This window comes from Pseudomonas sp. LBUM1646 (genome assembly GCF_059716165.1).
Map to the genome: position 1 here is coordinate 2,344,706 of NZ_CP166810.1, position 21,523 is coordinate 2,366,228.

The following is a 21,523-nucleotide window of genomic DNA, read 5'->3' on the forward strand; positions in this document are numbered from 1 at the left end:
ATTCATAGGGTTAGCTCGAAAAAAGGTGTTGACACCCCTCCGGAATTCCGTAGAATGCCGCCACACAGCAGGCACGTAGCTCAGTTGGTTAGAGCACCACCTTGACATGGTGGGGGTCGTTGGTTCGAGTCCAATCGCGCCTACCAAACAAAATCCGCTCTGCTGGGCGGTCTAGAAGGGCTCACCGAAAGGTGGGCCCTTTTTTGTTGTCTTGGATTTATGCAGAGCGCTCACAAAATATCGGGTTCGTTCACAAAAGGTAATGTGAGCGCCGATAACGGATGGTGCTGTAGAGGTTCTCATTGATATGGGAAGTCATTAAACGAGGCTTGCGACCATCAAACGAAATGACGGGCTGCCAACGGTCTAGTGCCATTCAAGAGTTAACAAAAAGCGAAGAGCCTGTACCGGGCAGTTGAGGCGTAGCATTGCATGTCGATCACAAATCCGAAGGTCATTGATATCTGGGCTGTCGAAAAGTGGGAGTCTGACAACTTGATATTGGTGATCACTGACCATCTCGAATGGGGTGGCAAAGCCGAACAAGGCGAGCACCTGCTGTTGCTCCAAGAGAAAATCAACGCATACATAGCCTTCATCGAAAGCGGCGAGATATACACCGAGATTCCCGGTGCGCTGGGCAAGCACCCCATCATCCGTGTTATCGGTTTGTATGAGCTCCCCGAGCAAGCCGAGTTCTTCATCGATCGCGTTACTGAGACGCTAGAGGAAGTGGGGATCGGATTTGAGTTCGAGCTTGATGCGAACGAAGAAATTCGCAGAATGTAACTGGCTAGGTATCGATGTTCAGCCAGCAAAGAGCGTTCAGATATGGAGTTTGGTGAACTGCTCATGGCTTATCGGGATACAACGATTAACGAATGGACTGTGAGAGAACCTATGGAGCTTCGCCCTGATTTAATGCCGCCCGTACTAGACGAATTGCAAGTCGCCCGGCTGACTGAGTTGGCTGAAGAAATTGATGGCGGACATCCCGAACAGACTCGGGATCAGTTGATCGCTTTCAATCGAGAAGCCATGACTGAGCTTGAGTTCATTGACTTTCAGGGTATTTATGGAGGCCAGGCTCATGACACGTGGGTTCGCAAGGTTTTGGCCAAGCCGAATCAGCGACGCGTGGCCGATGTAACCAAACTTGAGTTGATTGAACTGGCGCGAAGGGTCATGCAGGGTGATGGGGAAGACCATGCCATCGAGTTTTGGCTGAGTCTGCTGGAAATCAACATCCCCAATGAGCGCGTATCAGATTTGATTTTTTGGCCAGACGAATACTTTGGCGATGTGAATTATTCGCAGGAGCTATCCCCTGAGCAAGTGATCGAAATTGCGTTGATTGATGGAGAAGCGTCTAAGTAGATATGGCTTTCTCAAAGCCATCGTGCGCTGTAGTGAAATTGAGCATGTTGGCGAGCAGCCCTGAATCTATATCCGCATGCCCTGGCTCTGGAAGGGGCGCTCACTACTACGTCTTGATTGCCCCCAAAGGCTTCAAAAAATAAACCACCCGTTCGGTCTCTGCGAAGCCTAATGCCTTATGCATGGCGTGGCTTCCCTGGTTATCCAGCAGTGCATCCGAAGCCAGTTCGGTGCAGCCCATTTCTTCTGCCCACTGTTGGACGCCCGTCACCAGTCGCCGCGCTATGCCTTCGCCCCGACTGGCAGGCTGGACGTACAGACCTTCGAGAAAGGCCACGGGCGTGGAGTTGGTACCGTTGACGTAGTCCGTTCGGATCGACGCTTCGGCAAACCCTAGCGCGTCGTCTTCCTCATTAACGAAGATCAGCACCAAATAGCGCTCTGGCGCGCTCAGCATGGTTTGTTTGTCATGGTCATTGTCCGCGGCGGAGTCGGGCCACAGGGCAACACGCAGGGGCAACCAACCCTGATGGTCGAGCAAAGTGCAGCGTTTAATCATTGAGGGAGCACTCGAAAGAAGAACTGCCGAGGATCATAGGTCATCCTCGGATAGGTTTGAAATGGGAAAAGGGGGGCAGATTTATTTTCGTAGATTTAAGCAGTAAATAAATTTGTCACCTTTTTGGGGCCACCTTTTTGCGACTAAAAATCTTTCTTCTTAAAGGTCTGGTCGCCCGACTGATCGTTGCTAATCGTTAGTACACCTTTCGAAATTGAATACGTTGTCGACGCATCTCCCTCTGAATATCGGTTTCTCCAGCGACCCCATTCGTTTGTATCGGCCAAGAATGTTGACCAGATAACACGGTCTTCGCTCACTTGGCATCGATACCGAAATGAGTCACCGTCCGAACGTCGATAAGATATCTCAGGGTTTGGTTCAGCCTGGTTGGTTTTCATCGTTTTTGTTGGTCGGCCCATCTCAACTGAAATGGCTGCCTTGCAGATGTCTGCACTTGTGAAGGTGTCGGCGTGGGCGCAGGAAATGAGTCCAATGGACGCGAGAAGTCCTGCTACTACTTTTTTTTTCATACCTTTGTCCTTGGTTTATTGAAATAGCCACCAAACCTAATTCATCTCGCGCTGAAGCGCCTCTTGATAGCAAACCAGGTCACTCGATCTCTGATTGCTTTCGTATTCCGTCTGGTAGTGCTCCGCGCTTTGGCTGCAATCGTATCCGGAGCTTCCTCCAAGTTCGCGCTCGAGTGCTTTCTGGTAGCAGACAAGGTCGCTGGCTCTCATCGTGCTTTGGTATCGATCCTGATAGGACTGAGCGCTGTCGCTACATGACCCGTAAGGGGTTACTGCCAAAGCAACCGAGCAGCATGAAGCCAGGGAGCACCCCAACAGTAGACGTTTTATTAAGCTCATCCTTGATTCCCTCGTGAGATCCATCCCGACACCGACGATCTATCACTATAGCTGCAGGGAAAAAATGCGTGGCATCATGCCGAGCCTCTGGGAGGGGTGCAATTATCCTTTCTGGAGTAAGCTTCCCACCTTTCAGCAAAAGGAGTTGAGTGATGTTTGCACGAATCATTGTGGGTATTGTGATTGGTCTTGCAGCAGGTCTATTTCTGCATGGGAAATTTTCTCTGGAAGAAAAGACGCTAAAAATCATCCAGATTTTTGTTGGCATCGTGGCGATAGGTTTCATCGCCTCATCGTTCATGTTTGGCGCGGTGTATGGGGTGCTGGCCGTCGCTGAGATTGCGGGGGGGTATTTCGCCTATACCAAGCTATTCCAAGGTCATGCTTCCAAGCCATAAGCAGACCGGCAGCATCTTCGCTACGCATGCGGCCCTCTGCACCATTTCATGGATGTATATATGCAAGCTGCTAACCCTGCCAAACCTTCGGCGGCGTTTCTACTGGGTGCTGTCGTTAGCGGCTGGGGATTGTTCTATGCAGGTCGACCTCGACTTGCCGCAGCGCTCATTGCCGCGCTATGGAGCTGCTTACTGATAGGAGGATGGTCTGGGCTGTTTACCAGCCGGCGCGGCGTACTTGTATTGGTCGCGATTATCATCGTGACGAAGTGCGTATCAGCCTTTGCCGGTGCCTGGTTTGCGCGTAGGCGTATCAAAGTGCACAGCAAGCGAGAGCATTTTTTCTTCCTTGCCGCGATGGCAGTCGGTCTTTGGTTGCTGATTCAACCCAGCACGCGTTCTCGATTGCTCGGATTTGAAGGTTATCGCATTCAGGGGAATGGCATGGCGCCGACGCTGATGACTGGCGATGCGGTTGTTTGTGATAGTCGGCGTAGAGATTATTCTCTGGGCGATGTCGTAGCTTACGAGTGTGAAGGGAAAGTTCAGGTCAAGCGTATCGCCGCCACCGAGGGAAACAGCATTGAGATTGTCGACGGCGACGTGCTGCTTAACGGAGAAAACTTTGGGCCGTTTCATTCGGGGTCACCAAGGGAGAATAGCTACTCGCAAAGCTTTGAGCGAACACAGATTGCGCGTGGGTATGTCTTCGTGTTGGGAGACAACCGCGACAATAGTCGTGAGTGTAGTGGTCTAATGAAACCGGACACCCATTTAGGTGAGAATGCTCGCCAGATCGAGGTGTCAAATGACCAAACAACGCCGTTCCTTTTCTGCTGAATTCAAACGCGAGGCTGCCGACCTCGTGCTCAAACAAAACTACAGCTACATCGAAGCCAGCCGTTCACTCGGCGTCGGCGAGTCGGCCCTGCGCCGCTGGGTTGATCAGGTTCAGCAGGAGCGCCAAGGCGTCACTCCGCAGAGCAAAGCGCTGACCCCGGAACAGCAGAAAATCCAGGAGCTGGAAGCCCGGATCGCCCGCCTTGAACGGGAAAAATCGATATTAAAAAAGGCTACCGCGCTCTTGATGTCGGAAGATCACGAGCGTACGCGCTGATCAATCAGCTGAGCGTCCATGAGCCGATTGATTGGCTGTGCAAGGTGTTTGAAGTCACCCGTTCGTGCTACTACGCCCAGCACCTTAGGCGCCGAACGCCTGATGTCGAACGGCTTCGGTTGCGCAGCCGGGTGAGCGAGCTGTTCTCGCAAAGTCGCAGTGCTGCGGGCAGCCGCAGCATCCTGTCGCTGATGCGTGACGACGGTGAGCAGCTCGGTCGATTCAAAGTGCGCAGCCTGATGCGTGAGCTTGACCTCGTCAGTAAACAGCCCGGATCACATGCCTATAAACGAGCGACGGTTGAACGGTTGGATATCCCGAACATCTTGAATCGGGAGTTCGATGTTCCGGCACCCAACCAGGTGTGGTGCGGCGACATCACCTACATCTGGGCCCAGGGGAAATGGCATTACCTGGCTGTCGTGCTGGATCTTTGCACGCGCCGGGTGGTGGGCTGGGCGTTGTCGGAAAAGCCGGACGCCGATCTGGTTATCAAGGCGCTGGATATGGCTTACGAGCAGCGCGGAAGACCTCAGGGCCTGCTGTTTCACTCGGATCAAGGGTCGCAGTATGCGAGTCGTTTATTTCGCCAGCGGCTGTGGCGTTATCGCATGCGCCAGAGCATGAGTCGCCGGGGGAATTGCTGGGACAACGCGCCAATGGAGCGCGTGTTCCGCAGCTTGAAAACGGAATGGATACCGACCACGGGTTACCGAACGGCTCAAGAAGCCCAGCGCGATATCAGCCATTTCTTGATGCATCGGTACAACTGGGTTCGACCCCATCAATTCAATGGTGGGCTGGCGCCAGCTCGGGCCGAAGAAAAACTTAACGTCGTGTCCGGGATTAGTTGACCACTACATGACAGTCGAACCGATGGGCCAGTAGCGCTGGCTAATGTCCGCTGCAAAACTACCGAAATCATTTACTCGGTTGACGGTAGGAAAACCGGAACAGCGATCTGGTAGGTGGCATCCATTCACTGACGAACTCGGCATCGGTGACTAACTTTTTGCAATGCCGTCTATGCACTTCTGCGCATGGAAGTAATAAGGACGTTACGTGTTTTGGAAAGTGATTTTACTGGCTGTGCTCACCGGTTTAAGTGGGTGCGCGGCGGTCGCTACGCGGATGGACTATTACCACCCTTGTCCCTATATGGGTGTTCGTTTTGATTGGTGGTTGGTCGGCACATCCCACGGAAAACTGATCCCCTTTTTACTGCTCGACGCGCCGTTTTCATTGGTGGTCGATACGGTGTTTTTCCCTTTCGAATATCAATACACCTGCAATCTCTGAGGCGTCTATGCCGCAGACATGGAACAGTAATAAGGACATTACGTGCTACGGAAGCTCATTTTAATGTTGGCTATTTCACAGTTGAGCGGTTGCGCCTGGTTGGGCTCGGTGACGGGGCCAGGTTCATATCAATGCTACGGCGGGATACACGATGAGTATCTGTGGGCTCAGTTCTTCGGTCCGCTTGTACTGATCGACGTTCCATTCACTTTTGTGGCTGACACTGTATCACTGCCTTTTTGCCGGTAGTGATCGAGGACGTACCCAGGTTTTGTGAGATGTGTTTAACCGTTGCGAGCCGCGCGTTTAAAGACACTCTGTGTTACGTCATAAGAGGCTACAAACTCTTGCGCCATTACCTACGCGTGCGCCAGAATCCGCCGGCTTGTGCGCCTTGGGGCTGGGCTCTATCGTTTACCTACCACTGCTCATCAGTGGTCGGGTTTAGTCGCCCGTTGTTGCTAAGTCGCATAAGCGCCAATCAGTCAGGTATCCCAACCTGCACTTGATGGTAGCTGTGCGCAGGGCACTCTCGGGTGCGCCGATTTCTTAGCTCGTCGGTCGACTAACCTGTGCACAGCTGCCTCCCTTTCGTTTAGTCGCGAACTGGTCGTAGCCTCATAGAGAGAGTTAAGACATGTTCAAAGTAACGCCCAACCCCCCAGATACCGATCCAGTACCCTACGATGCTTCTTTTGATCTTGATCCCGAGAAACTGAAAGCGTCGGCCGACCGCGCACTCAAGTTCTACCTCAACTCAGGGGCGACGAAAACGCAGATACCGCCCCGCAAATCCGGCACTTTTTACACCATCGACGCAGCGGTGGATGACGAAACGTTGCTTGTCGATGCCAGCGAATCGTTGGCCTCAGCCCGCGAGATGGTCAACGACCTCGTTGACTTATCGGACGGCCCGCGACGCTACACGATGCTGGTGCTGCAACGGGTGATCATGTTGAGTGAGTTAGCGGTCAATCGCGTACTGGATAACCACAAGCCTGGGTAGCAGCCAGGCACGGTAACGAGGGGGATCGCCCCCTCGTTACTTCAACAACGCGTAAAAATCATCCTTCCAACACCCGCCCCGGAAAAAACAACTCAAAACACGTCACCCCATTCTCACTGGTGACGCCATACCCCCCGCTATGCAACTGCATAATCGTCGCCACAATCGACAGCCCCAACCCATTCGATTGCGCCGACCGTTCCCGCGACTCATCCACCCGATAAAACCGGTCAAACAATTTCGGCAAATGCTCCGCATCAATGGTCGCGCCGTGATTACTCACCCGCAGGCTGATCCCATCAGAAGAAGGCGTCGCACTCACCACCAACTCCGAATCAGGTGCGCCATATTTGATAGCGTTCGAGCACAGGTTGGCCAGCGCTCGCCGCAGCAACATCGGTTCGGCCCAGATCACGCCACTGCCATGGGCGTTGATGCTGATCCCGGCATCCGCCGCCAATCCTTCAAAGTAATCCGCCATCCGCTCCATCTCATCCGCCGCGTCCAGTTCCTGGCGTTGGCGCAGGGCGCTGGCCGGGTCGGTTCGGGCGAGGAACAGCATGTTGTCGAGCATGCGCGCCAGGCGTTCGAGTTCTTCGACGTTGGAGGCGAGCAGTTGTTGGTAGGCTTCGACGCTGCGGTTTTGCTGGAGGGCGACTTGGGTTTCGCCGAGCAGGTTGTTGATCGGGGTGCGCAGTTCGTGGGCCATGTCGGTGGAGACCTGGCCGAGTTGGATGAAACCTTTGGCGAGGCGGTCGAGCACGCCGTTGAAGGCGTCGATCATCGGCAGCACTTCCAGCGGCGCGCCTTGGCTGACGAGGCGTTCGCTGAGGTTGCCGACGCCGATGCCGTGGGCGTGTCTGGCCAAGTGCCGCAAGGGCAGCAGCCCGCGATAAAGCAGCAAATAGCCGCAGAGCGCGAGCAATAGGGCGGCGACACCGGCCAGGAAGTAAACGCGCAACCGGTAGTTGGCCAGCACGCTGGTGCGCTCGGTCATCAGTCGGCCGGCCACCACTTGCAGGCTGCCCAAATCGCCCGAGTCGATGGTCGCTGCCAGCGCCGCGAAGGGCACGCCATCCACGCCTGAAAAATGCTGAACGTCGGCCAGGACCAGCGGATGATCCATCGTCACGGGCGACAGGCTCGGCAAGTCGAGGTTGCCGGGATTGACCACCAGCAAAGGTTTTTGTCCGGCCGCACCGATCACCAGCACCGATTCACGGTTGCCGAGCATGTTCTGGAACAAGGCCGGTTTGCTCTTGATCAGGTCCAGGGTGTTGCTGTCATTCAGAAACGTGCGCAGTTGATCGACCCGGGTGACCAGTGCGGCATCGTCCCGCCGGATCAACTCGCGCTCCAGCTCGCGGTACAAACACACGCCCAGGGTGATGACAGAGGCAAACGCCAGCAAGGCAAACAGCAAGGCCAGGCGTAGGGTCAGGGAATGCGGCCGACCGTTCATGGCTGCGTATCAAAGCGATAGCCGATACCGCGCACGCTGTGGATCAGCTTGAGCTGAAACGGATCGTCGACTTTCAAGCGCAGCCGCCGCACGGCGACGTCCACCACATTGGTGTCGCTGTCGAAATTCATGTCCCAAACCCGCGAGGCAATCAGCGAGCGCGACAGCACTTGGCCCTGATGCGTGGCGAACAGATGCAGCAAGGCGAATTCTTTGTTGGTCAGGGTGATCCGCACGCCGTCGCGGGTGATGCGGCGCTTGAGCACGTCGATCTGCAGGTCGGCCACTTGCAGTTGTTCTTCTTCCCGGGACGGACCGCGTCGGGTCAGGGTGCGCAGGCGCGCCACCAGTTCGGCGAAGGAGAACGGTTTGATCAGGTAGTCGTCGGCGCCGAGTTCCAGGCCCTTGATGCGGTCGGCGATGTCGTCGCGGGCGCTGAGGAATAGCACCGGCGTATCGGCTTCCTTGCGCAAGCGCCGCAGCACTTCCCAGCCGTCCATTTTCGGCATCATCACGTCGAGCACGATGACGTCGAACGAGGTTTCCAGGGCCAGGTGCAGGCCGTCCACGCCATTGCGCGCCAGGCTGACCGAGTAACCGAGTTCCTGCAGGCCGTTGAGCAGGTAGTTGCCTGCCTTGGGCTCGTCTTCAACGACAAGGATGTTCATGGTCGGTTTCCGTATGAAGTCATTGCGCCGTGGAGGGCGTGAGCCAGTGTAGCCCGATCATCCGCACCTGAGGCGAGCTACACAGGGCTGGCAACGCACACTCAATTGTCATTGGTGCAACCGGAGCCTTCGACCTGGTAATCCAGCACGTGCTCCTGACCTTTGTGGTCCAGGTAGTCCAGCCGCGCAGGAATGATGCCGCACTGTTGTGAGATATCAGTAGTGGACAGGACTTTAGCGACGTCCATATGGACGAAGAACCCGGTCTTGTCGTGAATCACCGGTGCTTGTGGCTGGGTGTCGGCAAAGGCCGAACCGGTGGCGAGGAGGGCGGCGAAACCGAGGATTAACATTTTCATGAGGTGTCTCTCTCTAAATCTGAATGAAGGTGGCTGCCGTCAGATGGCTGGGCAGTGAGCTCAGGTTAACGAGGCGATCCGGACAGCCGACCAACAGTTGAATGACAAAGTTGTAATGCAAATCCGCCCGGGATTACGGCTGGCGGCCGGAGGCTTCGAGGATCAGGTCGGCGATTTCCTTCGAGTGGGATACCAGCGACAAATGGCTCGAAGGCAACTCGATGGTGGTCGCGCCCATGCGTTTGGCGAGGAAGCGTTCCAGGTCCGGGTTGATGGTCTGGTCGAGGCTGGACACCGCGTACCACGACGGTTTGCTGTGCCAGGCCGCCGCAGTGGTGCGCTCGCCAAATAGGGTTTTGGCGATCGGTTGTTGCACGGCGAACAGGGCCAGGGCCTTGTCGCGAGGGACATCACCGGCGAAGTATTTGAGGAAGGCGTCCTGCTTCAAGGTGACGTAGCCGTCGTGCTCCTCGGTGCCGGCGCGCACCGGCATCGTTGGGTATTTGCCGGATAACGCGACGAAATCTTCTCCGGCATCCGGGGCGCGGGCGGCGACATAGACTAGCGAGCTGACCTTCGGATCGAGCCCGGCTTCACTGACCACGGTGCCGGCGTAGGAATGGCCGACCAACACCGTCGGGCCGTCCTGTTGATCGAGAACGCGCTGGGTGGCGGCGACGTCATTGGCCACCGATGTCAGCGGATTCTGCACTGCAGTGACGTGCAGACCGGCGGCCTGCAACCGCGTGATCACCTCGGACCAGCTCGAGCCATCGGCCCAGGAGCCATGCACCAGCACGACGTTGTTGGCCTTCACGGGCGCAATGTTGCTGGCCATGGCGGAACCGGTGCCAAGCATCAGCAGGCTGGCGGCGATCAGGCAGAGTTTGTTCATTGGTTTCATGGTGTCGACCCTTGTCATCATCGGTGGAGGCGAGTCACCCGGGCTGGGTGACTGACGACTTCACTGTATGAATCGAGGGTGCCGCCTACGCTGACAACTCAATGACAAGTTTGTAATCCGGGGTTCGGGCGGCGCTGAGTGGTCAATCGGGGCCATTCGGTTCCATCGAAAATTTGCGTAACACTTGAAAAGTTTGCCGTGTGCGTCACAAACACTCGGCACAGTAAGCAGGCCGGGGGCTGATCACCGTGCGCTGTGTCACACAATGACGTAGTGGCAAATCAATACTTTGATCGAATCAACATTCATCGGGAACTTTCCGAGAAATGCTTGTCTCTCTTCCGAGGGAATAAAAACAGCCCCGAGCTGGAAATTCCCCAGGGAAGAGAACAACTCGTACAGAGGAGCAAGACTTTGAGAATACAGTTGACATGTATAACTTCGAATGTATGCTCGTGTTCACTTCCGAAAATGAGACCGGCGGTTTTGTTCATTGGCGAACTGCGCTGATGATCCGTCAGATAATTGAAATCAAGTTTAAGTAAGCTTGTTCGGTATTGCTGCGTCGGTGATGGCTAGCAGTGCTTCATTATGGTGCTTCAACGCAACAATGGTGCAGCTGTAACCGGTTTCACCCAATATCTCTACGCGTCAGTACTGTATTAACGGTTTTTGGATAATCGCGCCTTATTCAATGGAGTCGTCAACTTGTGACGACTGCCCTGCAGTAACTTGCTGAATTGTTTGCACTCGTCCAATAATTAGAATAATTGCTTTATTTATTTGCCTGGCAAGTTTGTGCCGGGGATGAAGTGTCGCCCGTGGAAACAATTGACTGCATGGCACGACGGCAGGGGTCATAAGCCTTGAAGTCACCAAGTAGTTCAAAGGCAACGATCAGAGCCTATGGACGGGGGCATAACTTGAAGGAAACCGATCTGGAGATCGTAGATGAGTGTGTACGATTACTTTGATTGTGAGCTTGACTGCGATAACGACCTCCCCGACATAAAAATCATTGCGCAAAGCACCTCGCCACTGGGCATCGATCTGCTGCTGTCGGGGGAGACCGGCACCGGCAAGGACACCCTGGCGCAACGCATTCACGTGTTGTCGGAACGCAAGGGCGGGTTTGTGGCGATGAATTGCGCGGCGATTCCGGAATCCCTGGCCGAAAGCGAATTGTTCGGGGTGGTCAGCGGCGCGTTCACCGGGGCCAGTCGTTCGCGGATGGGCTACATCGAAGCGGCGCAAGGCGGCACGCTGTACCTCGACGAGATCGACAGCATGCCGCTCAATCTCCAGGCGAAACTGCTGCGGGTGCTGGAGGTCCGGGCCATCGAGCGACTCGGCTCGACCACGGTCATTCCCCTGGAGTTATGCGTGATCGCCTCGGCCCAGAGGCCTCTGGACGAAATGGTCGAGCAGGGCCTGTTTCGCCGCGACCTGTATTTTCGCCTCAACGTGCTGACCATCCAGTTGCCGGCATTGCGCGAGCGTCGCGACCAGATCATTCCGCTGTTTTCCCAATTTTCCAACGCCGCCGCCCGAGACCTGGGGCGGGGTCACAAAGCGCTGGGCGCGGCGCTGACCCAAGTGCTGCTCAGCCATTCCTGGCCCGGCAACATCCGTGAATTGAAGTCCGCGGCCAAGCGTTTCGTGCTGGGTTTCCCATTGCTCGGCGGCGGTCCCGGTGAAGACCCCGAGAGCCAGACCCTCAAGGCGCAGATGCGGGTTATCGAACGCATCCTGATCCAGGAGGCGCTCAAGCGCCATGGTCAGTCCGTCGACGCGGTGAGCATGGAATTGGGGGTGCCGCGGCGCACGCTTTATCACCGCATCAAGTCGCTGGATATATTCCTCAAACACGATCCCCTGGAAAAAAAAGTGGAACCCAAATCCGCCACGGCTCCACTCATGGATATCTCGCACTGATGCGGGTGTTCATTGTGGAGTTAAGACTATGGCTGGTATGGGTGGAGTAGGTGGCGCTGCGAATACAGCGGTAAATGGTTTCAACTCAGTTAAAGAAACCGCTAACTCGGTTAAAGGCAATGCGCAAAACCAGTCGGCAGCCGCCGATATGTCTGGCGGCGGTAAAGCGGCCGACGCACAAATGAAAATGATGCAGATGCAGGACGAGCAATCGGCCCGCAATATCACCATGCAAGGCCAGGCGGCCATGCAAACGGAACAGCGCAACACACTGCAGGCCATCAGTTCCGCCCAGACGGACGCGGCCAACAAGCAAATTTCCAACGTCGCACAAAGTGCGAAAGGCATCAGCTATTAATCATCCCTATGCCCTCTGTTTGTGCAGAGGGCTTTTGATCGTTAGCGAGAATCTTCCATGTTAAATCCTCTAGCAGCAGGTGCCAGTTCGCTTCTGAAAATGGGCGGCGCTATTCCGGCGACCTTAACTTCCGTGGCCTCCGAATCAATTAATTCCATGAAAGGGGTGGTCGACAAGTTAAGCAGTTCGCTGATGTCCGGCGGCCACCTCAATACCGATTCGCCCTTGGGCAAGATGGTTGAACAACAACTTAAAAAAGAGAACCCGTTCATGGCCTTGGCCGGGGGAAAGGGCGGCGAAGAGAACGCCGTCAAGAAAGCGTTGGGCGATTTGATCAAGGACAAACTGGGCAGCAATTTCGGCGCCTCGGCGGATGCCGGCATTGGCGGCAAAGGCCAGGGCGGGCAGGATTTGATGTCCCAGACCCTGCAAGGTCTGGGCAAGTCATCGCTGGACAATGCGCTGACCGACAAGGGCGAAGGCTCGACCTTCTCTAAGGCCGACAAACCGATCCTGCAACAGGTCGCCAATTTCATGGACCAGAACAAAGCCCAGTTCGGTGCGCCGGATTCCGGGTCCTGGAGTAAGGAACTCGACGAGAGCGGCGGCAAGGACAACTTCCTCGACAAGGGTGAAACCTCGAAATTCCGCGCGGCGCTGGAGCAGATTTCCCAGCAGATGGGTGCCGGTGGCGCACAGGGCACGCAATCGACCCAGGGCAACGGCGGCCTGGGCAGCCCGCAACAGGAACCGTCGGCCAACGATGCGTCTTCGGGCGGCCAATCCAACGATCTGTCGCAACTGTCGGGCAGCAGCAACCCGATGGACATCTTCAAGCAAGGCCTGGAAATGGGCCTGGGGATTGCCGGAGGCAAAGGGGCGGAGGGCGGCGCTGATAGCCTCCCGCAGAACGGCCTGAGCCCGCAGTTGCAACAACACAGCCTGAAAAGTTCGGCCGCCGAAGCGGCGCAAAACATCCTCGACGTGATGAGCGCGGGCGTTTCCTGATCCCAGGATTGCCGTGAACCATCGCACCCCTCGACACCGTCTGCCGGAGAACGCCCGTGAGTCTTTCCCCCATCAATGCACCCAAAGGCGTCCCGGTCGAGCCTGACCCAGGCCTGGTTTCCGGACCTGCGCAGGCGGATGTCGACTTATTCAATGGCGCCATGCGCAACGAGGCCGCCCCGGCGGGGCATATGGCCGACGGTGTGATGGGCGCGCTGTCCGAGCGTTTCCAGTCTCAGGAACAGTTGTCGCAGCAGGCGCTGCGCTCGATGAAAACCGCTGCCGGCTCGGCTGATCCGATGGACATGGTCAAGATGAGCCGCTCGCTGTCGCAGTACTCGCTGCAAATGGCGATCACCACCAAAGTGGTGAGCAAGAGCGCCCAGGCGCTCGATAAATTGACCAACATGCAGTAGGCCCGGCGTGAAATTCTTTGCCCCGATTGTGTTGCTGTGCCTGCTGTTGCTCAGCGGTTGCAGCGACGACACGGAACTGTTCGGCGGCCTCTCGGAGCCGGACTCCAATGACGTCATCGCCAAGCTCGCCGACCAGCACATCGACGCCCGCAAGCAGATGCAAAAAACCGGCGTGACCATCATCGTCGCCGCCCGCGACATCAATCGCGCGGTGCGCGTGCTGGAAGCCGCCGGCCTGCCGCGACGGGCCCGCACCAGCCTCGGTGAAATCTTCAAGAAAGAAGGGGTGATTTCCACACCGCTGGAGGAACGGGCACGCTACATCTACGCCTTGTCCCAGGAACTGGAATCGACCTTGTCGCAGATCGACGGCGTGATTGTCGCGCGGGTCCACGTGGTGCTGCCGGAACGCATCGCCCCTGGCGAACCGGTGCAACCGGCGTCGGCGGCGGTGTTCATCAAGCACACTGCGGCGCTTGATCCGGACAGCGTACGTGGGCGCATTCAGCAAATGGTCGCGAGCAGCATTCCGGGGATGTCCCAGGAGGCGGCCAACTCGAAAAAATTCGCCATCGTCTTCGTCCCGTCCATGGAGTTTCAGGACAAGGAAAACCTCGTGCGTTTCGGCCCATTCCTGATCGACAGCCCGGACGTTGGCTTCTGGCATGTCATGACGCTGGTGCTTCCGGTCAGCCTGTTGTTACTGCTGGCCGCGCTGGCCCTGGGGTTGCGCCGTGACTGGCGCGGGGCATTGCTCGCCCGTGTGTGGCCCGGCCGGCGCAGCGATTCGACGTTACCGGCGAACCTATGACCGCGACCGACTGGGTGAACTGGTGGTGTTGCACCTGGCGTTGGGCGCATCCGGCCTGGCAGGCGCAGATGCTGGCGCTCCAGGGCCTGGAACCTGAGGCATGCGCGGGTGTGACGCGCAGCCGGCAGGCGGATTTACTGGCCAGCCTCGGCGTGCGTCCCAGCCAACCGCCCGAGCCGGACGCCGATGTGCTGTTGTGGCTGTCGCTGAGCCTGGAGCAACGTCAGCAAGCGCTGGCCTTCGCTCGCTCGATCTGTTGCGCGCCGCTGCCCGCCGAACCCACCGTGGCCGCGCGGCACGATGCCTGGTGTCGCAGCCTGGCCAAGGCCTTGCGCCCGGGTCTTTGGGCCGACCCGCAACAGACCGACATGCGTCCGCTGCTCGGCGCCTGGCTGGGCCCGGCGATCTGGCCGCGCTTGCGTCTGGGATGGGCCCCGGGGGAGGTCGGGGAGCCGGCGACGGACCTGCCGCCAAACAAACTCGACACCTTGTGGTGCGCCGTGTTGTGGCGCGTCTCGACGCCATGAACCTCCACCGAGTACTGCGCTGATGCTGGTTCGACGACGCTTGTCCCTGGGCACCGAGGCGTTGCTGCGGGAACCGATCCTGCGCCGCGAAGACCTCGCGGATGCGCAACGGGCCAGTGACTTGCTGCTCACCGCCCATGCCGAAGCCGAGGCGTTGATCGCCGAGGCGCAAGGCCAATGCCAGCGTTCTCTCGATCAGGCGACGGGGCAGTTCTGGGCGCAGGCCAATGCCTTCCTGCAAACCCTGGAGGACCAGCGCCAGGCCTTGCAACGTTCGGCGGTCGAGTCGGCCGAGGCCATGCTCACGCTGGCGCTGACCCGGCTGTTCGACGACACCAGTGTCATCGAGCGCGGACAAGCGCTGATCAAGCATCTGGCGGCCAGCCAGAGCGATGCCTGCACCGCGACCCTCAGTTGTCCCCCCGCGTTATTCGCCGACGTGCAGGACTGGCTCGCCGGAGGCCGTTTCGCCGCGCTGTGGACGTTGCGCGAAGAGTCTTCGATGCCGCCGCAGAACCTGCGCCTGAGCAGCGACGCCGGGGAATTCGATCTCGATTGGTCCGGGTTGGTCCGCTGCCTGTTGGGGCAGGGCGACTGACTAGGCGGCGCCTTCTTTTTCCCCTCTTATGCAAAAAGTGGAACCGGCTGACGGTTTTGCTCCACTCACTGGCGACCCTTTCCGTGGAGCACTCTTCATGATCAGTTTCAAAGCCTTGCAGCATCGCCTCGACCATTCATTCAGCAACAGCCAGACCAACACTGACGAGGCCGCCCTCGACGCCGCGGACAGTGGCTCGCCCGAAGACATGATGGCATTCAGCGACGCGTCGCAGAAAATGGCCACCGCGACCTCGGTGTTGAGCGAAGGCCTGCGCGCCCAGCATGGTTTGACGAAAGCGATCATCGATGGAATTCAATGACTTCGTTGCGGTGATCACCCAGTGGTGCGAGCAAGGTGCTGGCGCACCGCTGGACTGTTGGATCGACGAGGCCAACGCCCGACTAGCCCGCTGCGAAGACGGCGTGCGTTGCAGCATCGACGTGCTGGACCCGTACGACGCCGCCGATCCCGATCGCTTGACCGCGCTGCTGATCCAGAGCAGCGCCGGCGTGGCCTGTCACTGCGAAGGTGCGCTGGCGATCGATCCCGACAGCCACTGCCTGGTGCTGGTCAGTTGGCAGGCACCGCCCTCTGCCGCCCCTGTGTTGCTGCAACGCCTGGAACACCTGGCCAATCAGCGCGCCGCGATGCTCAGCCTGTTACAGAATTCTTTGGGCAGCCTGGCGAATACTGCGTTGCCCCGTTCGACCCTCAATACCTGGCAACCCGGAGCGTGAAATGAAGGCCTTTAAGTGGTTGCCTTGGCTATTGATCTGGATGAGTGCCTCGGCATTCGCCGCCGTGCCGCCGGCCTGGAAACACACGGCGTACGCCTATGACGCCAGTCAGGCGGATTTGGCGACGGCGCTGGCCGACTTCGCCAAGGAGTTTGGCCTGGGCCTGGAAATGGAACCGGTGGACGGCATCGTCGACGGCCGCATCAAGGCGCAAAACCCCCAGGCGTTTCTTGAGCGATTGAGCCAGGAACATCACTTCCAGTGGTTCGTCTACAACGAGACGCTGTACATCAGCCCGACCAGCGAGCAGACCTCGGCGCGCATCGAGGTGTCCCCGGATGCGGTGGATGACCTCAAGAGTGCCCTGACCGATGTCGGCCTGCTGGATTCCCGATTCGGCTGGGGCGCCTTGCCCGACGAGGGCGTGGTGCTGGTGCGCGGGCCGGCCAAGTACGTCAATTTCGTGCGCGACTACAGCAAGAAAGTCGACACCCCGGACGAGAAGCAGGACATCGTCGTGCTGCCGTTGAAGTACGCCAACGCCGCCGACCGCACCATTCGCTATCGCGACCAGCAACTGACGGTGGCCGGGGTCGCGAGCATTCTTCAGGACTTGCTCGAAACCCGCTCTCGGGGCGATACGATCAACGGCGTCAACCTGCTCCAGGGCGCCGGGCTGGGTGCCGGTGGCAGTCCCTACGGCGGCGGTTCGACGCTGCTCGGCGGGCTCGACACCAACGACCTGCAAAAAGGCCTGGATCAGGTGCTGGCCAATACCGGTTCGAGGAAGGGCAAGGGCGCGTCCGGCAGCAAGTCGCGGATCCGCGTCAGCGCCGATGTGCGCAACAACGCAGTGCTGATCTATGACTTGCCAAAGCGCAAGGCGTTGTATCAGAAGCTGGTCAAACAGCTCGATCAACCGCGCAACCTGATCGAAATCGATGCGGTGATTCTCGATATCAACCGCGAAGACCTGGCCGAACTGTCCAGCAGCTGGAACATTTGGGCCGGCGGCACCAATGTCAGTGCCTCGCTGCTCGATTCAGGTTCCAGCTCGACCTTGTCGGTGGAAAACTCTGGTCGATTTGCCCTGGCCATTCATGCGCTGGAAGGCAAGGGCTCGGCGACGGTGGTGGGCAATCCGTCGATCCTGACCCTGGAAAACCAACCGGCGGTGATCGACTTCAGTCGCACCGAATACCTGACCGCCACTGGCGAACGGGTCGCCGATATCCAGCCGATCACCGCCGGCACCAGTCTGCAGGTGATTCCGCGCTCGCTGAATCACGAAGGAAAATCCCAGGTGCAACTGATCCTCGACATCGAAGACGGACAGATCGACGCCTCGGTGCTCAACCCTTCGCAACCGAGCGTGCGCAAAGGCAACGTCAGTACCCAGGCGGTGATCGCCGAACACGGGTCGTTGGTGGTCGGTGGTTTCCATGTGCTGGAGTCCGACGACAAGGTGCGCAAGATTCCTTACCTCAGCGCCATTCCGTTGATTGGCAAACTGCTGTTCACCTCCAGCAGCCACCGCACCAGCAAACGCGAGCGGCTGTTTATCCTCACGCCACGGCTGATCGGTGATCAGGTCGACCCGTCGCGCTACGTCGAAAACGGCAACCCGGACGACGTGGATGCGGCGTCCAAACGCATCAGCGGTCGGCGTGACGGCGCGCAACCGACGCGCATCGACGTGCAGAAAGCTTTCACCCAATTGCTCGATGGCATCGCCCCGGCCGGGTTCACCAGCAGCGATCAACTGCCGTTCATTCCCAACACCTTGTGCGACTCGAATTCAGGCGTGGCCATCGATGGCGAACGCGCCCAGTGGTACACGCAAAAGCAGTGGGGCGTGGCGGTGGTGGTGGCGCGCAACACCAGCGACAAACCCCAGCGCATCGATGAAAGTACTTGCGGCGGGCGCTGGGTACTCGGCGTCAGCGCCTGGCCCAAGGCCTGGCTGCAACCGGGGGAAGAAAGCGAAGTGTTCATTGCCGTGCGCCAACCCAAATCACTCACGGCCAACGCCCAGGCGCGCGCCTCGTTACTCAAGGGAACGACACCATGAACCAGGTTTTGTGTGGGACGTTGCTGGCGTTGTGCGCGATGTTGGCCGGTTGCGCGGGCTCGGGTACCGGTTGCGCCGCAGAGGCGTGCGATCGACCCGACTCCAACGATCGCGAACTGGTGATCTGGTGGCCGGCGGACATGCGCCAGGGCCTCGAAGCGCGTGAGCGCACGCTCGACTTCACCGTCGTGCCATTAAGGGATTGAAGGCTATGATCCGAGTTTCAGAGAAGTCGGCGTTCTACGCCCAAGTTGCCGCCGAACAGGCTGCAGTCTGGCCGGTTGCGGCGGGTGTTTCGTTCGTCAGTCGCCGCGAACACCAGGACTGGGGCATCGCCTTGCACATTGAAAGCCGATCATTGAAACCCCAGCAATTGCGCACGGCACTGGAGCGGCGCTTCACTCAGTCGCACCTGTTTCCCGATTACTTTCTGTTCCTCGATTCCCAGCGCGATTTCGTGGTGTGGCACGCCACGCCCATGGGCTCGGGCAGCCACGTGTCCCTGGACGATATCCGCCAGCATCAACTGCTGCTGGCGGGGCTCGATCACTTGGGCGATGGCGCTTACTGACCTTCCCGAGCGTTCTCTATTTGCGCGCGCAGGGCATTGGCCCGGCGATTGATGGCGGCAGCGCCCTGCGGTTCGATGCCCGGTTGGGCGACGGCGGCTGGCGTCTGCGCTGGCGGGTTGTCGAGGGCTTTGCGCACGCTGCCGTGGGCCTGGAACGTCTGGTTCATGGTGCGATAAGCCAGGCCCATAGCCGCAGCGGTGCCGGCATTGCCGAGGAAGCTGCCGAGGGCCGTTGAGGTATTGCCGCGGGTGACTTCGCCCATGGCCATGTTGATCGCGCTGGCCAGGCTGGTCCAGGCCACGCGCGCCGGGGACTGATCGAGAATCCGCCCATAATCCTTGAGCGGCAGGCTCGCTTCGAACTGTTGCGTGGTGCCGGCCTGGCGCGTGTCGAAATGCTTTTGCAGGTGATTGTCCATGATCGCGATCACGGTGTTGAACGCCGCGCGGGTGCCGGCCAGGGTCTGGATAGATTTGGCCAGCGCTTCACCCCGAAGCGGCAACTTATCAGCGCCTGTCAATGCCGGGCTCGACAGGGTTTGCCCCGGCGGCAAGGTCTGCGGGCTGACCGAATCCTGGACGAAGCCCATGGTCAGGGTCATCGCGCCATAGGCCCAGCCGAGCAGGGCCATGTTGTCCTGATTGACCCCGTGAGTTTTGGTGTCGTCGTGTTTGCCGGTCATGCTCAGGCTGGCCTGCATGGCTTCGCGCGACACGGCGTAGATCACGTTGCGTAACTGGGTCGAGAGAATCCGCGCGCTCAAGGCGCCGTCGCCGCGAGCAGCTCCGAGTGCGCCGAGGCTCAGGTAGATCGCTTCGGCGGCCACTTGATTGCGCGTGACGTTGCGCGAGTCGCGCTGCAACTGCGTGCGCAGGGCGTCTTGTTTGTCGGGCGCCAGGCCATTCCATTTCGCTTCGCTCAAGGCAAAGTGGCCGCGCACGGCGACGTTCGATTCGGCGCCGAGACGCTCCAGGCGCGGTTGGCGCACGTAGACTTGGGTGGCAATCGACGCCAGGGAAATCGCCGCTTGCAGCACCAGGGCACCGCCGGGGTTTTTTTCCGCCAGGCCATCGGCCAGCGCGCTGTAGGCGTGCATGAACGCGACTTCGCGCACGTAAGTCGGCAGGCCGCAGGTGGCCATCTGTTGCAGGGTCTGGCCGGCCGCCGCCAGCGTGGTGCGACCGGACGGCAGATTCGCCGCGCTGTCACTCCAAGCCTGGATCGCGCCGCTCTTGAGCTGATCGCGCACCGCACCCCCGGCGCTGCTGGCGCTTGCATAGGCCGGCGCCAGATAACTGCGGTGGAACGTCTGGCCCAGGCTCATCGCCGCTTGTGCCGCCCGAGCGGTGAAACCGGGTGGGGGCGGCGGTGTCTGCCCGCGCTCCAGATCTACCGGGGTTCGGTTGCGGCCCAGTGGTTGCAATTCGAGCCGCGTCGGCGGGGCAATGCCAGGTGCTGCGGGTCTCATGTCCATGCCGGATTCCTCTTGGGTAGCGCGGCGGGCGAAGGCGCGACGAAACTGTCGGCCAGTCGGGCAACATCCAGCAGCCAGTCGGCGAAGGCCTCGCCGTCCAGCCCTTTGCAATCCCAGCGGGCTTGCAGGCAACTGCCCTGAGGCGCGAGGGCCACGGCGCAACCGCTCAGCAGCATTAATTGCAGGTTGGCGCGTAAGGCTAGTTCACGTTGAGCGGCACTGCGCAGTGGCGCCTCGATGATCGTACTGACCAGCAGGTGGCGCTGGTCGCCATCGGCGATCACTTCGAACGACCGGGCGCCGAGCTGGATCACCCCGACGGTCTGGATCTGTGCCTCCGGCGGGGCGGCAATGCCCAGTTGTTGCATCGCTTGAATCAGCAAGGGTCGATGCCAGTGCTGGTCCATCGCCGCTTTGGCCGCTGGTGCCGTGACAGGATTCGACGCGGGCGCCGGACCTGGCGTTGTCTCGGCGCGGACCGGCCCTGAAGTCAACGCGGTAGCCCCCGCGACCAGACTTTCTGCCACGGCGATCATATGGTCCAGTTCGTTAGCCAGTCCTGCGTGATCCGAGTACGCCTGATACCCCAGGCGCTTGACCAGCAAGCCATGGCCGCGTTCGTCCAGTGCGGCGGTGCAAGCGCTCATGGCGCTGATCGCGCAGTTGGCCCGCAGCAGCAGTTCGTTCCATTGCAGCGGGGTCAGGGTTTCGGGACGCGGTAGCTGTGCCAGCACGATCCACTGCGCGAAAGGTTCGATTTGCCAAAGGATCAGTTGCAGCGTCAGCCCCGGCAGTTGCAACTCGCCGCTGCGGGCGAAATCCCGGGCCTGTTGTGGCGCCACACCAAGGTGTTTGGCGGCGTTCAACAACCAGGGTGTGGCGGCATCGGGAACGGGCGTAAGAGGCGACGAATTCATGAGCTACACTGCCGAAAGTTTTGAAGGCCATTGAAGCCTTTTAACGTTGCAGTTTCGTGAACGCGCCGCTCTGAA

The 21,523-nt window shown here is 58.9% G+C and carries 28 protein-coding genes and 1 tRNA gene; 21 read left to right on the forward strand and 8 right to left on the reverse strand.

Annotated features, from left to right (window positions below; translation table 11 throughout):
- Positions 1–69: 69 nt before the first annotated feature.
- The 3 genes from ACA071_RS10525 to ACA071_RS10535 all read left to right on the forward strand — a co-directional run bounded on the left by ACA071_RS10525 (position 70) and on the right by ACA071_RS10535 (position 1,377).
- Positions 70–146, forward strand: a tRNA-Val gene (locus ACA071_RS10525).
- A 286-nt stretch (positions 147–432) separates the two neighbouring features.
- Positions 433–789: a DUF6572 domain-containing protein gene (locus ACA071_RS10530; RefSeq protein ID WP_497644243.1), complete on the forward strand. Its 357-nt coding sequence runs from the start codon at positions 433–435 to the stop codon at positions 787–789.
- A gap of 42 nt (positions 790–831) precedes the next feature.
- Positions 832–1,377 (forward strand): bacteriocin immunity protein, encoded by a 546-nt coding sequence (locus ACA071_RS10535; RefSeq protein ID WP_497644244.1) that lies wholly within the window; start codon positions 832–834, stop codon positions 1,375–1,377.
- 106 nt (positions 1,378–1,483) lie between these two features.
- Here ACA071_RS10535 and aac(6') read toward each other — a convergent pair whose 3' ends face one another.
- Both aac(6') and ACA071_RS10545 read right to left on the reverse strand, forming a co-directional pair.
- The gene (gene aac(6') / locus ACA071_RS10540) at positions 1,484–1,936 is read right to left on the reverse strand and encodes an aminoglycoside 6'-N-acetyltransferase (protein ID WP_497644245.1); all 453 of its coding nucleotides are present in this window, start codon (positions 1,934–1,936) and stop codon (positions 1,484–1,486) included.
- Between the two features lie 143 nt (positions 1,937–2,079).
- Positions 2,080–2,469, reverse strand: coding sequence for a hypothetical protein (locus tag ACA071_RS10545; RefSeq protein ID WP_497644246.1), 390 nt, complete (start codon positions 2,467–2,469; stop codon positions 2,080–2,082).
- 491 nt (positions 2,470–2,960) lie between these two features.
- On the opposite strand from ACA071_RS10545, the gene ACA071_RS10550 reads away from it, so the two are divergent.
- From ACA071_RS10550 to ACA071_RS10575, 6 genes are all read left to right on the forward strand, one after another.
- Positions 2,961–3,206: a hypothetical protein gene (locus tag ACA071_RS10550; RefSeq protein WP_497644247.1), complete on the forward strand. Its 246-nt coding sequence runs from the start codon at positions 2,961–2,963 to the stop codon at positions 3,204–3,206.
- Positions 3,207–3,266: 60 nt separating this feature from the next.
- Positions 3,267–4,046, forward strand: coding sequence for a signal peptidase I (gene lepB, locus ACA071_RS10555; protein ID WP_497644248.1), 780 nt, complete (start codon positions 3,267–3,269; stop codon positions 4,044–4,046).
- Positions 4,015–5,177 (forward strand): IS3 family transposase gene (locus tag ACA071_RS10560; protein ID WP_497303756.1). Its coding sequence is split into 2 segments (ribosomal slippage): positions 4,015–4,270 and positions 4,270–5,177, totalling 1,164 coding nucleotides; the frame shifts between segments, so codons are not numbered across the junction. The genes lepB and ACA071_RS10560 overlap by 32 nt, the downstream gene beginning before the upstream one ends.
- Before the next feature lie 208 nt (positions 5,178–5,385).
- Positions 5,386–5,622, forward strand: a complete 237-nt coding sequence (locus ACA071_RS10565) for a YceK/YidQ family lipoprotein (protein WP_497644249.1) — start codon at positions 5,386–5,388, stop codon at positions 5,620–5,622.
- A 63-nt stretch (positions 5,623–5,685) separates the two neighbouring features.
- Positions 5,686–5,871, forward strand: a complete 186-nt coding sequence (locus ACA071_RS10570) for a YceK/YidQ family lipoprotein (RefSeq protein WP_429514219.1) — start codon at positions 5,686–5,688, stop codon at positions 5,869–5,871.
- 388 nt (positions 5,872–6,259) lie between these two features.
- Positions 6,260–6,628: a DUF6124 family protein gene (locus ACA071_RS10575; RefSeq protein ID WP_497644250.1), complete on the forward strand. Its 369-nt coding sequence runs from the start codon at positions 6,260–6,262 to the stop codon at positions 6,626–6,628.
- 58 nt (positions 6,629–6,686) lie between these two features.
- Here the strand turns inward: ACA071_RS10575 and ACA071_RS10580 are convergent, their stop codons facing one another.
- The 4 genes from ACA071_RS10580 to ACA071_RS10595 all read right to left on the reverse strand — a co-directional run bounded on the left by ACA071_RS10580 (position 6,687) and on the right by ACA071_RS10595 (position 10,021).
- Positions 6,687–8,090, reverse strand: coding sequence for a heavy metal sensor histidine kinase (locus ACA071_RS10580; RefSeq protein WP_497644251.1), 1,404 nt, complete (start codon positions 8,088–8,090; stop codon positions 6,687–6,689).
- Positions 8,087–8,758 (reverse strand): heavy metal response regulator transcription factor, encoded by a 672-nt coding sequence (locus tag ACA071_RS10585; protein WP_054053013.1) that lies wholly within the window; start codon positions 8,756–8,758, stop codon positions 8,087–8,089. Before ACA071_RS10585 ends, ACA071_RS10580 begins: the two co-directional genes overlap by 4 nt.
- A 101-nt stretch (positions 8,759–8,859) precedes the next feature.
- Positions 8,860–9,117, reverse strand: coding sequence for a DUF2790 domain-containing protein (locus ACA071_RS10590; protein WP_497644252.1), 258 nt, complete (start codon positions 9,115–9,117; stop codon positions 8,860–8,862).
- Positions 9,118–9,250: 133 nt separating this feature from the next.
- Entirely contained in the window at positions 9,251–10,021 is a 771-nt protein-coding gene (locus ACA071_RS10595) for an alpha/beta hydrolase (RefSeq protein ID WP_497644253.1), read from the reverse strand.
- A gap of 951 nt (positions 10,022–10,972) precedes the next feature.
- On the opposite strand from ACA071_RS10595, the gene ACA071_RS10600 reads away from it, so the two are divergent.
- The 12 genes from ACA071_RS10600 to ACA071_RS10655 all read left to right on the forward strand — a co-directional run bounded on the left by ACA071_RS10600 (position 10,973) and on the right by ACA071_RS10655 (position 19,056).
- Positions 10,973–11,956 carry a sigma 54-interacting transcriptional regulator gene (locus ACA071_RS10600; protein ID WP_169370631.1) on the forward strand — a complete coding sequence of 328 codons (984 nt, stop codon included), beginning with the start codon at positions 10,973–10,975 and terminating at the stop codon, positions 11,954–11,956.
- A gap of 28 nt (positions 11,957–11,984) precedes the next feature.
- Positions 11,985–12,314: a type III secretion system major pilin HrpA gene (locus tag ACA071_RS10605; protein WP_169370630.1), complete on the forward strand. Its 330-nt coding sequence runs from the start codon at positions 11,985–11,987 to the stop codon at positions 12,312–12,314.
- A gap of 99 nt (positions 12,315–12,413) precedes the next feature.
- Entirely contained in the window at positions 12,414–13,322 is a 909-nt protein-coding gene (locus ACA071_RS10610; RefSeq protein ID WP_497645287.1) for a hypothetical protein, read from the forward strand.
- 56 nt (positions 13,323–13,378) lie between these two features.
- Complete coding sequence (gene sctI, locus ACA071_RS10615) at positions 13,379–13,738, forward strand: type III secretion system inner rod subunit SctI (RefSeq protein ID WP_497644254.1); 360 nt, start codon at positions 13,379–13,381, stop codon at positions 13,736–13,738.
- Positions 13,739–13,745: 7 nt separating this feature from the next.
- Complete coding sequence (gene sctJ / locus ACA071_RS10620; protein WP_497644255.1) at positions 13,746–14,549, forward strand: type III secretion system inner membrane ring lipoprotein SctJ; 804 nt, start codon at positions 13,746–13,748, stop codon at positions 14,547–14,549.
- On the forward strand, positions 14,546–15,076 hold the full coding sequence (locus ACA071_RS10625; RefSeq protein ID WP_497644256.1) for a type III secretion protein: 531 nt from the start codon (positions 14,546–14,548) through the stop codon (positions 15,074–15,076). The genes sctJ and ACA071_RS10625 overlap by 4 nt, the downstream gene beginning before the upstream one ends.
- Positions 15,077–15,098: 22 nt before the next feature.
- Positions 15,099–15,674, forward strand: coding sequence for a type III secretion system stator protein SctL (gene sctL, locus ACA071_RS10630; RefSeq protein WP_497644257.1), 576 nt, complete (start codon positions 15,099–15,101; stop codon positions 15,672–15,674).
- A 97-nt stretch (positions 15,675–15,771) separates the two neighbouring features.
- Complete coding sequence (locus ACA071_RS10635; RefSeq protein ID WP_133836968.1) at positions 15,772–15,996, forward strand: type III secretion protein; 225 nt, start codon at positions 15,772–15,774, stop codon at positions 15,994–15,996.
- Positions 15,983–16,414, forward strand: a complete 432-nt coding sequence (locus ACA071_RS10640; RefSeq protein WP_497644258.1) for a type III secretion protein — start codon at positions 15,983–15,985, stop codon at positions 16,412–16,414. The genes ACA071_RS10635 and ACA071_RS10640 overlap by 14 nt, the downstream gene beginning before the upstream one ends.
- Before the next feature lies 1 nt (position 16,415).
- Positions 16,416–18,485 (forward strand): type III secretion system outer membrane ring subunit SctC, encoded by a 2,070-nt coding sequence (sctC, locus tag ACA071_RS10645; RefSeq protein WP_497644259.1) that lies wholly within the window; start codon positions 16,416–16,418, stop codon positions 18,483–18,485.
- A complete protein-coding gene (gene hrpT / locus ACA071_RS10650; RefSeq protein ID WP_497644260.1) occupies positions 18,482–18,691 on the forward strand; it encodes an HrpT family type III secretion system protein in 210 nt (69 codons plus the stop codon). The genes sctC and hrpT overlap by 4 nt, the downstream gene beginning before the upstream one ends.
- A 5-nt stretch (positions 18,692–18,696) precedes the next feature.
- A complete protein-coding gene (locus ACA071_RS10655) occupies positions 18,697–19,056 on the forward strand; it encodes a type III secretion protein HrpV (protein ID WP_497644261.1) in 360 nt (119 codons plus the stop codon).
- Here the strand turns inward: ACA071_RS10655 and ACA071_RS10660 are convergent.
- Together ACA071_RS10660 and ACA071_RS10665 are read right to left on the reverse strand one after the other, a co-directional pair.
- A complete protein-coding gene (locus tag ACA071_RS10660) occupies positions 19,050–20,531 on the reverse strand; it encodes a hypothetical protein (RefSeq protein WP_497644262.1) in 1,482 nt (493 codons plus the stop codon). The two genes, ACA071_RS10655 and ACA071_RS10660, sit on opposite strands and share 7 nt — an antisense overlap.
- Positions 20,522–21,448, reverse strand: coding sequence for a type III secretion system chaperone (locus ACA071_RS10665; protein WP_497644263.1), 927 nt, complete (start codon positions 21,446–21,448; stop codon positions 20,522–20,524). Before ACA071_RS10665 ends, ACA071_RS10660 begins: the two co-directional genes overlap by 10 nt.
- Positions 21,449–21,523: the final 75 nt, after the last annotated feature.

Coding starts and splice junctions, on each gene's coding strand:
- ACA071_RS10610 (WP_497645287.1), top strand. CDS start 12,414: ATGGGCGGCGCTATTCCGGCGACCTTAACTTCCGTGGCCTCCGAATCA.
- ACA071_RS10530 (WP_497644243.1), top strand. CDS start 433: ATGTCGATCACAAATCCGAAGGTCATTGATATCTGGGCTGTCGAAAAG.
- lepB (WP_497644248.1), top strand. CDS start 3,267: ATGCAAGCTGCTAACCCTGCCAAACCTTCGGCGGCGTTTCTACTGGGT.
- ACA071_RS10605 (WP_169370630.1), top strand. CDS start 11,985: ATGGCTGGTATGGGTGGAGTAGGTGGCGCTGCGAATACAGCGGTAAAT.
- ACA071_RS10570 (WP_429514219.1), top strand. CDS start 5,686: ATGTTGGCTATTTCACAGTTGAGCGGTTGCGCCTGGTTGGGCTCGGTG.
- ACA071_RS10660 (WP_497644262.1), bottom strand. CDS start 20,531: ATGGACATGAGACCCGCAGCACCTGGCATTGCCCCGCCGACGCGGCTC.
- ACA071_RS10640 (WP_497644258.1), top strand. CDS start 15,983: ATGGAATTCAATGACTTCGTTGCGGTGATCACCCAGTGGTGCGAGCAA.
- sctC (WP_497644259.1), top strand. CDS start 16,416: ATGAAGGCCTTTAAGTGGTTGCCTTGGCTATTGATCTGGATGAGTGCC.
- ACA071_RS10590 (WP_497644252.1), bottom strand. CDS start 9,117: ATGAAAATGTTAATCCTCGGTTTCGCCGCCCTCCTCGCCACCGGTTCG.
- ACA071_RS10625 (WP_497644256.1), top strand. CDS start 14,546: ATGACCGCGACCGACTGGGTGAACTGGTGGTGTTGCACCTGGCGTTGG.
- ACA071_RS10580 (WP_497644251.1), bottom strand. CDS start 8,090: ATGAACGGTCGGCCGCATTCCCTGACCCTACGCCTGGCCTTGCTGTTT.
- ACA071_RS10600 (WP_169370631.1), top strand. CDS start 10,973: ATGAGTGTGTACGATTACTTTGATTGTGAGCTTGACTGCGATAACGAC.
- ACA071_RS10655 (WP_497644261.1), top strand. CDS start 18,697: ATGATCCGAGTTTCAGAGAAGTCGGCGTTCTACGCCCAAGTTGCCGCC.
- ACA071_RS10665 (WP_497644263.1), bottom strand. CDS start 21,448: ATGAATTCGTCGCCTCTTACGCCCGTTCCCGATGCCGCCACACCCTGG.
- ACA071_RS10545 (WP_497644246.1), bottom strand. CDS start 2,469: ATGAAAAAAAAAGTAGTAGCAGGACTTCTCGCGTCCATTGGACTCATT.
- ACA071_RS10575 (WP_497644250.1), top strand. CDS start 6,260: ATGTTCAAAGTAACGCCCAACCCCCCAGATACCGATCCAGTACCCTAC.
- ACA071_RS10635 (WP_133836968.1), top strand. CDS start 15,772: ATGATCAGTTTCAAAGCCTTGCAGCATCGCCTCGACCATTCATTCAGC.
- ACA071_RS10550 (WP_497644247.1), top strand. CDS start 2,961: ATGTTTGCACGAATCATTGTGGGTATTGTGATTGGTCTTGCAGCAGGT.
- ACA071_RS10585 (WP_054053013.1), bottom strand. CDS start 8,758: ATGAACATCCTTGTCGTTGAAGACGAGCCCAAGGCAGGCAACTACCTG.
- sctL (WP_497644257.1), top strand. CDS start 15,099: ATGCTGGTTCGACGACGCTTGTCCCTGGGCACCGAGGCGTTGCTGCGG.
- ACA071_RS10535 (WP_497644244.1), top strand. CDS start 832: ATGGAGTTTGGTGAACTGCTCATGGCTTATCGGGATACAACGATTAAC.
- ACA071_RS10595 (WP_497644253.1), bottom strand. CDS start 10,021: ATGAAACCAATGAACAAACTCTGCCTGATCGCCGCCAGCCTGCTGATG.
- hrpT (WP_497644260.1), top strand. CDS start 18,482: ATGAACCAGGTTTTGTGTGGGACGTTGCTGGCGTTGTGCGCGATGTTG.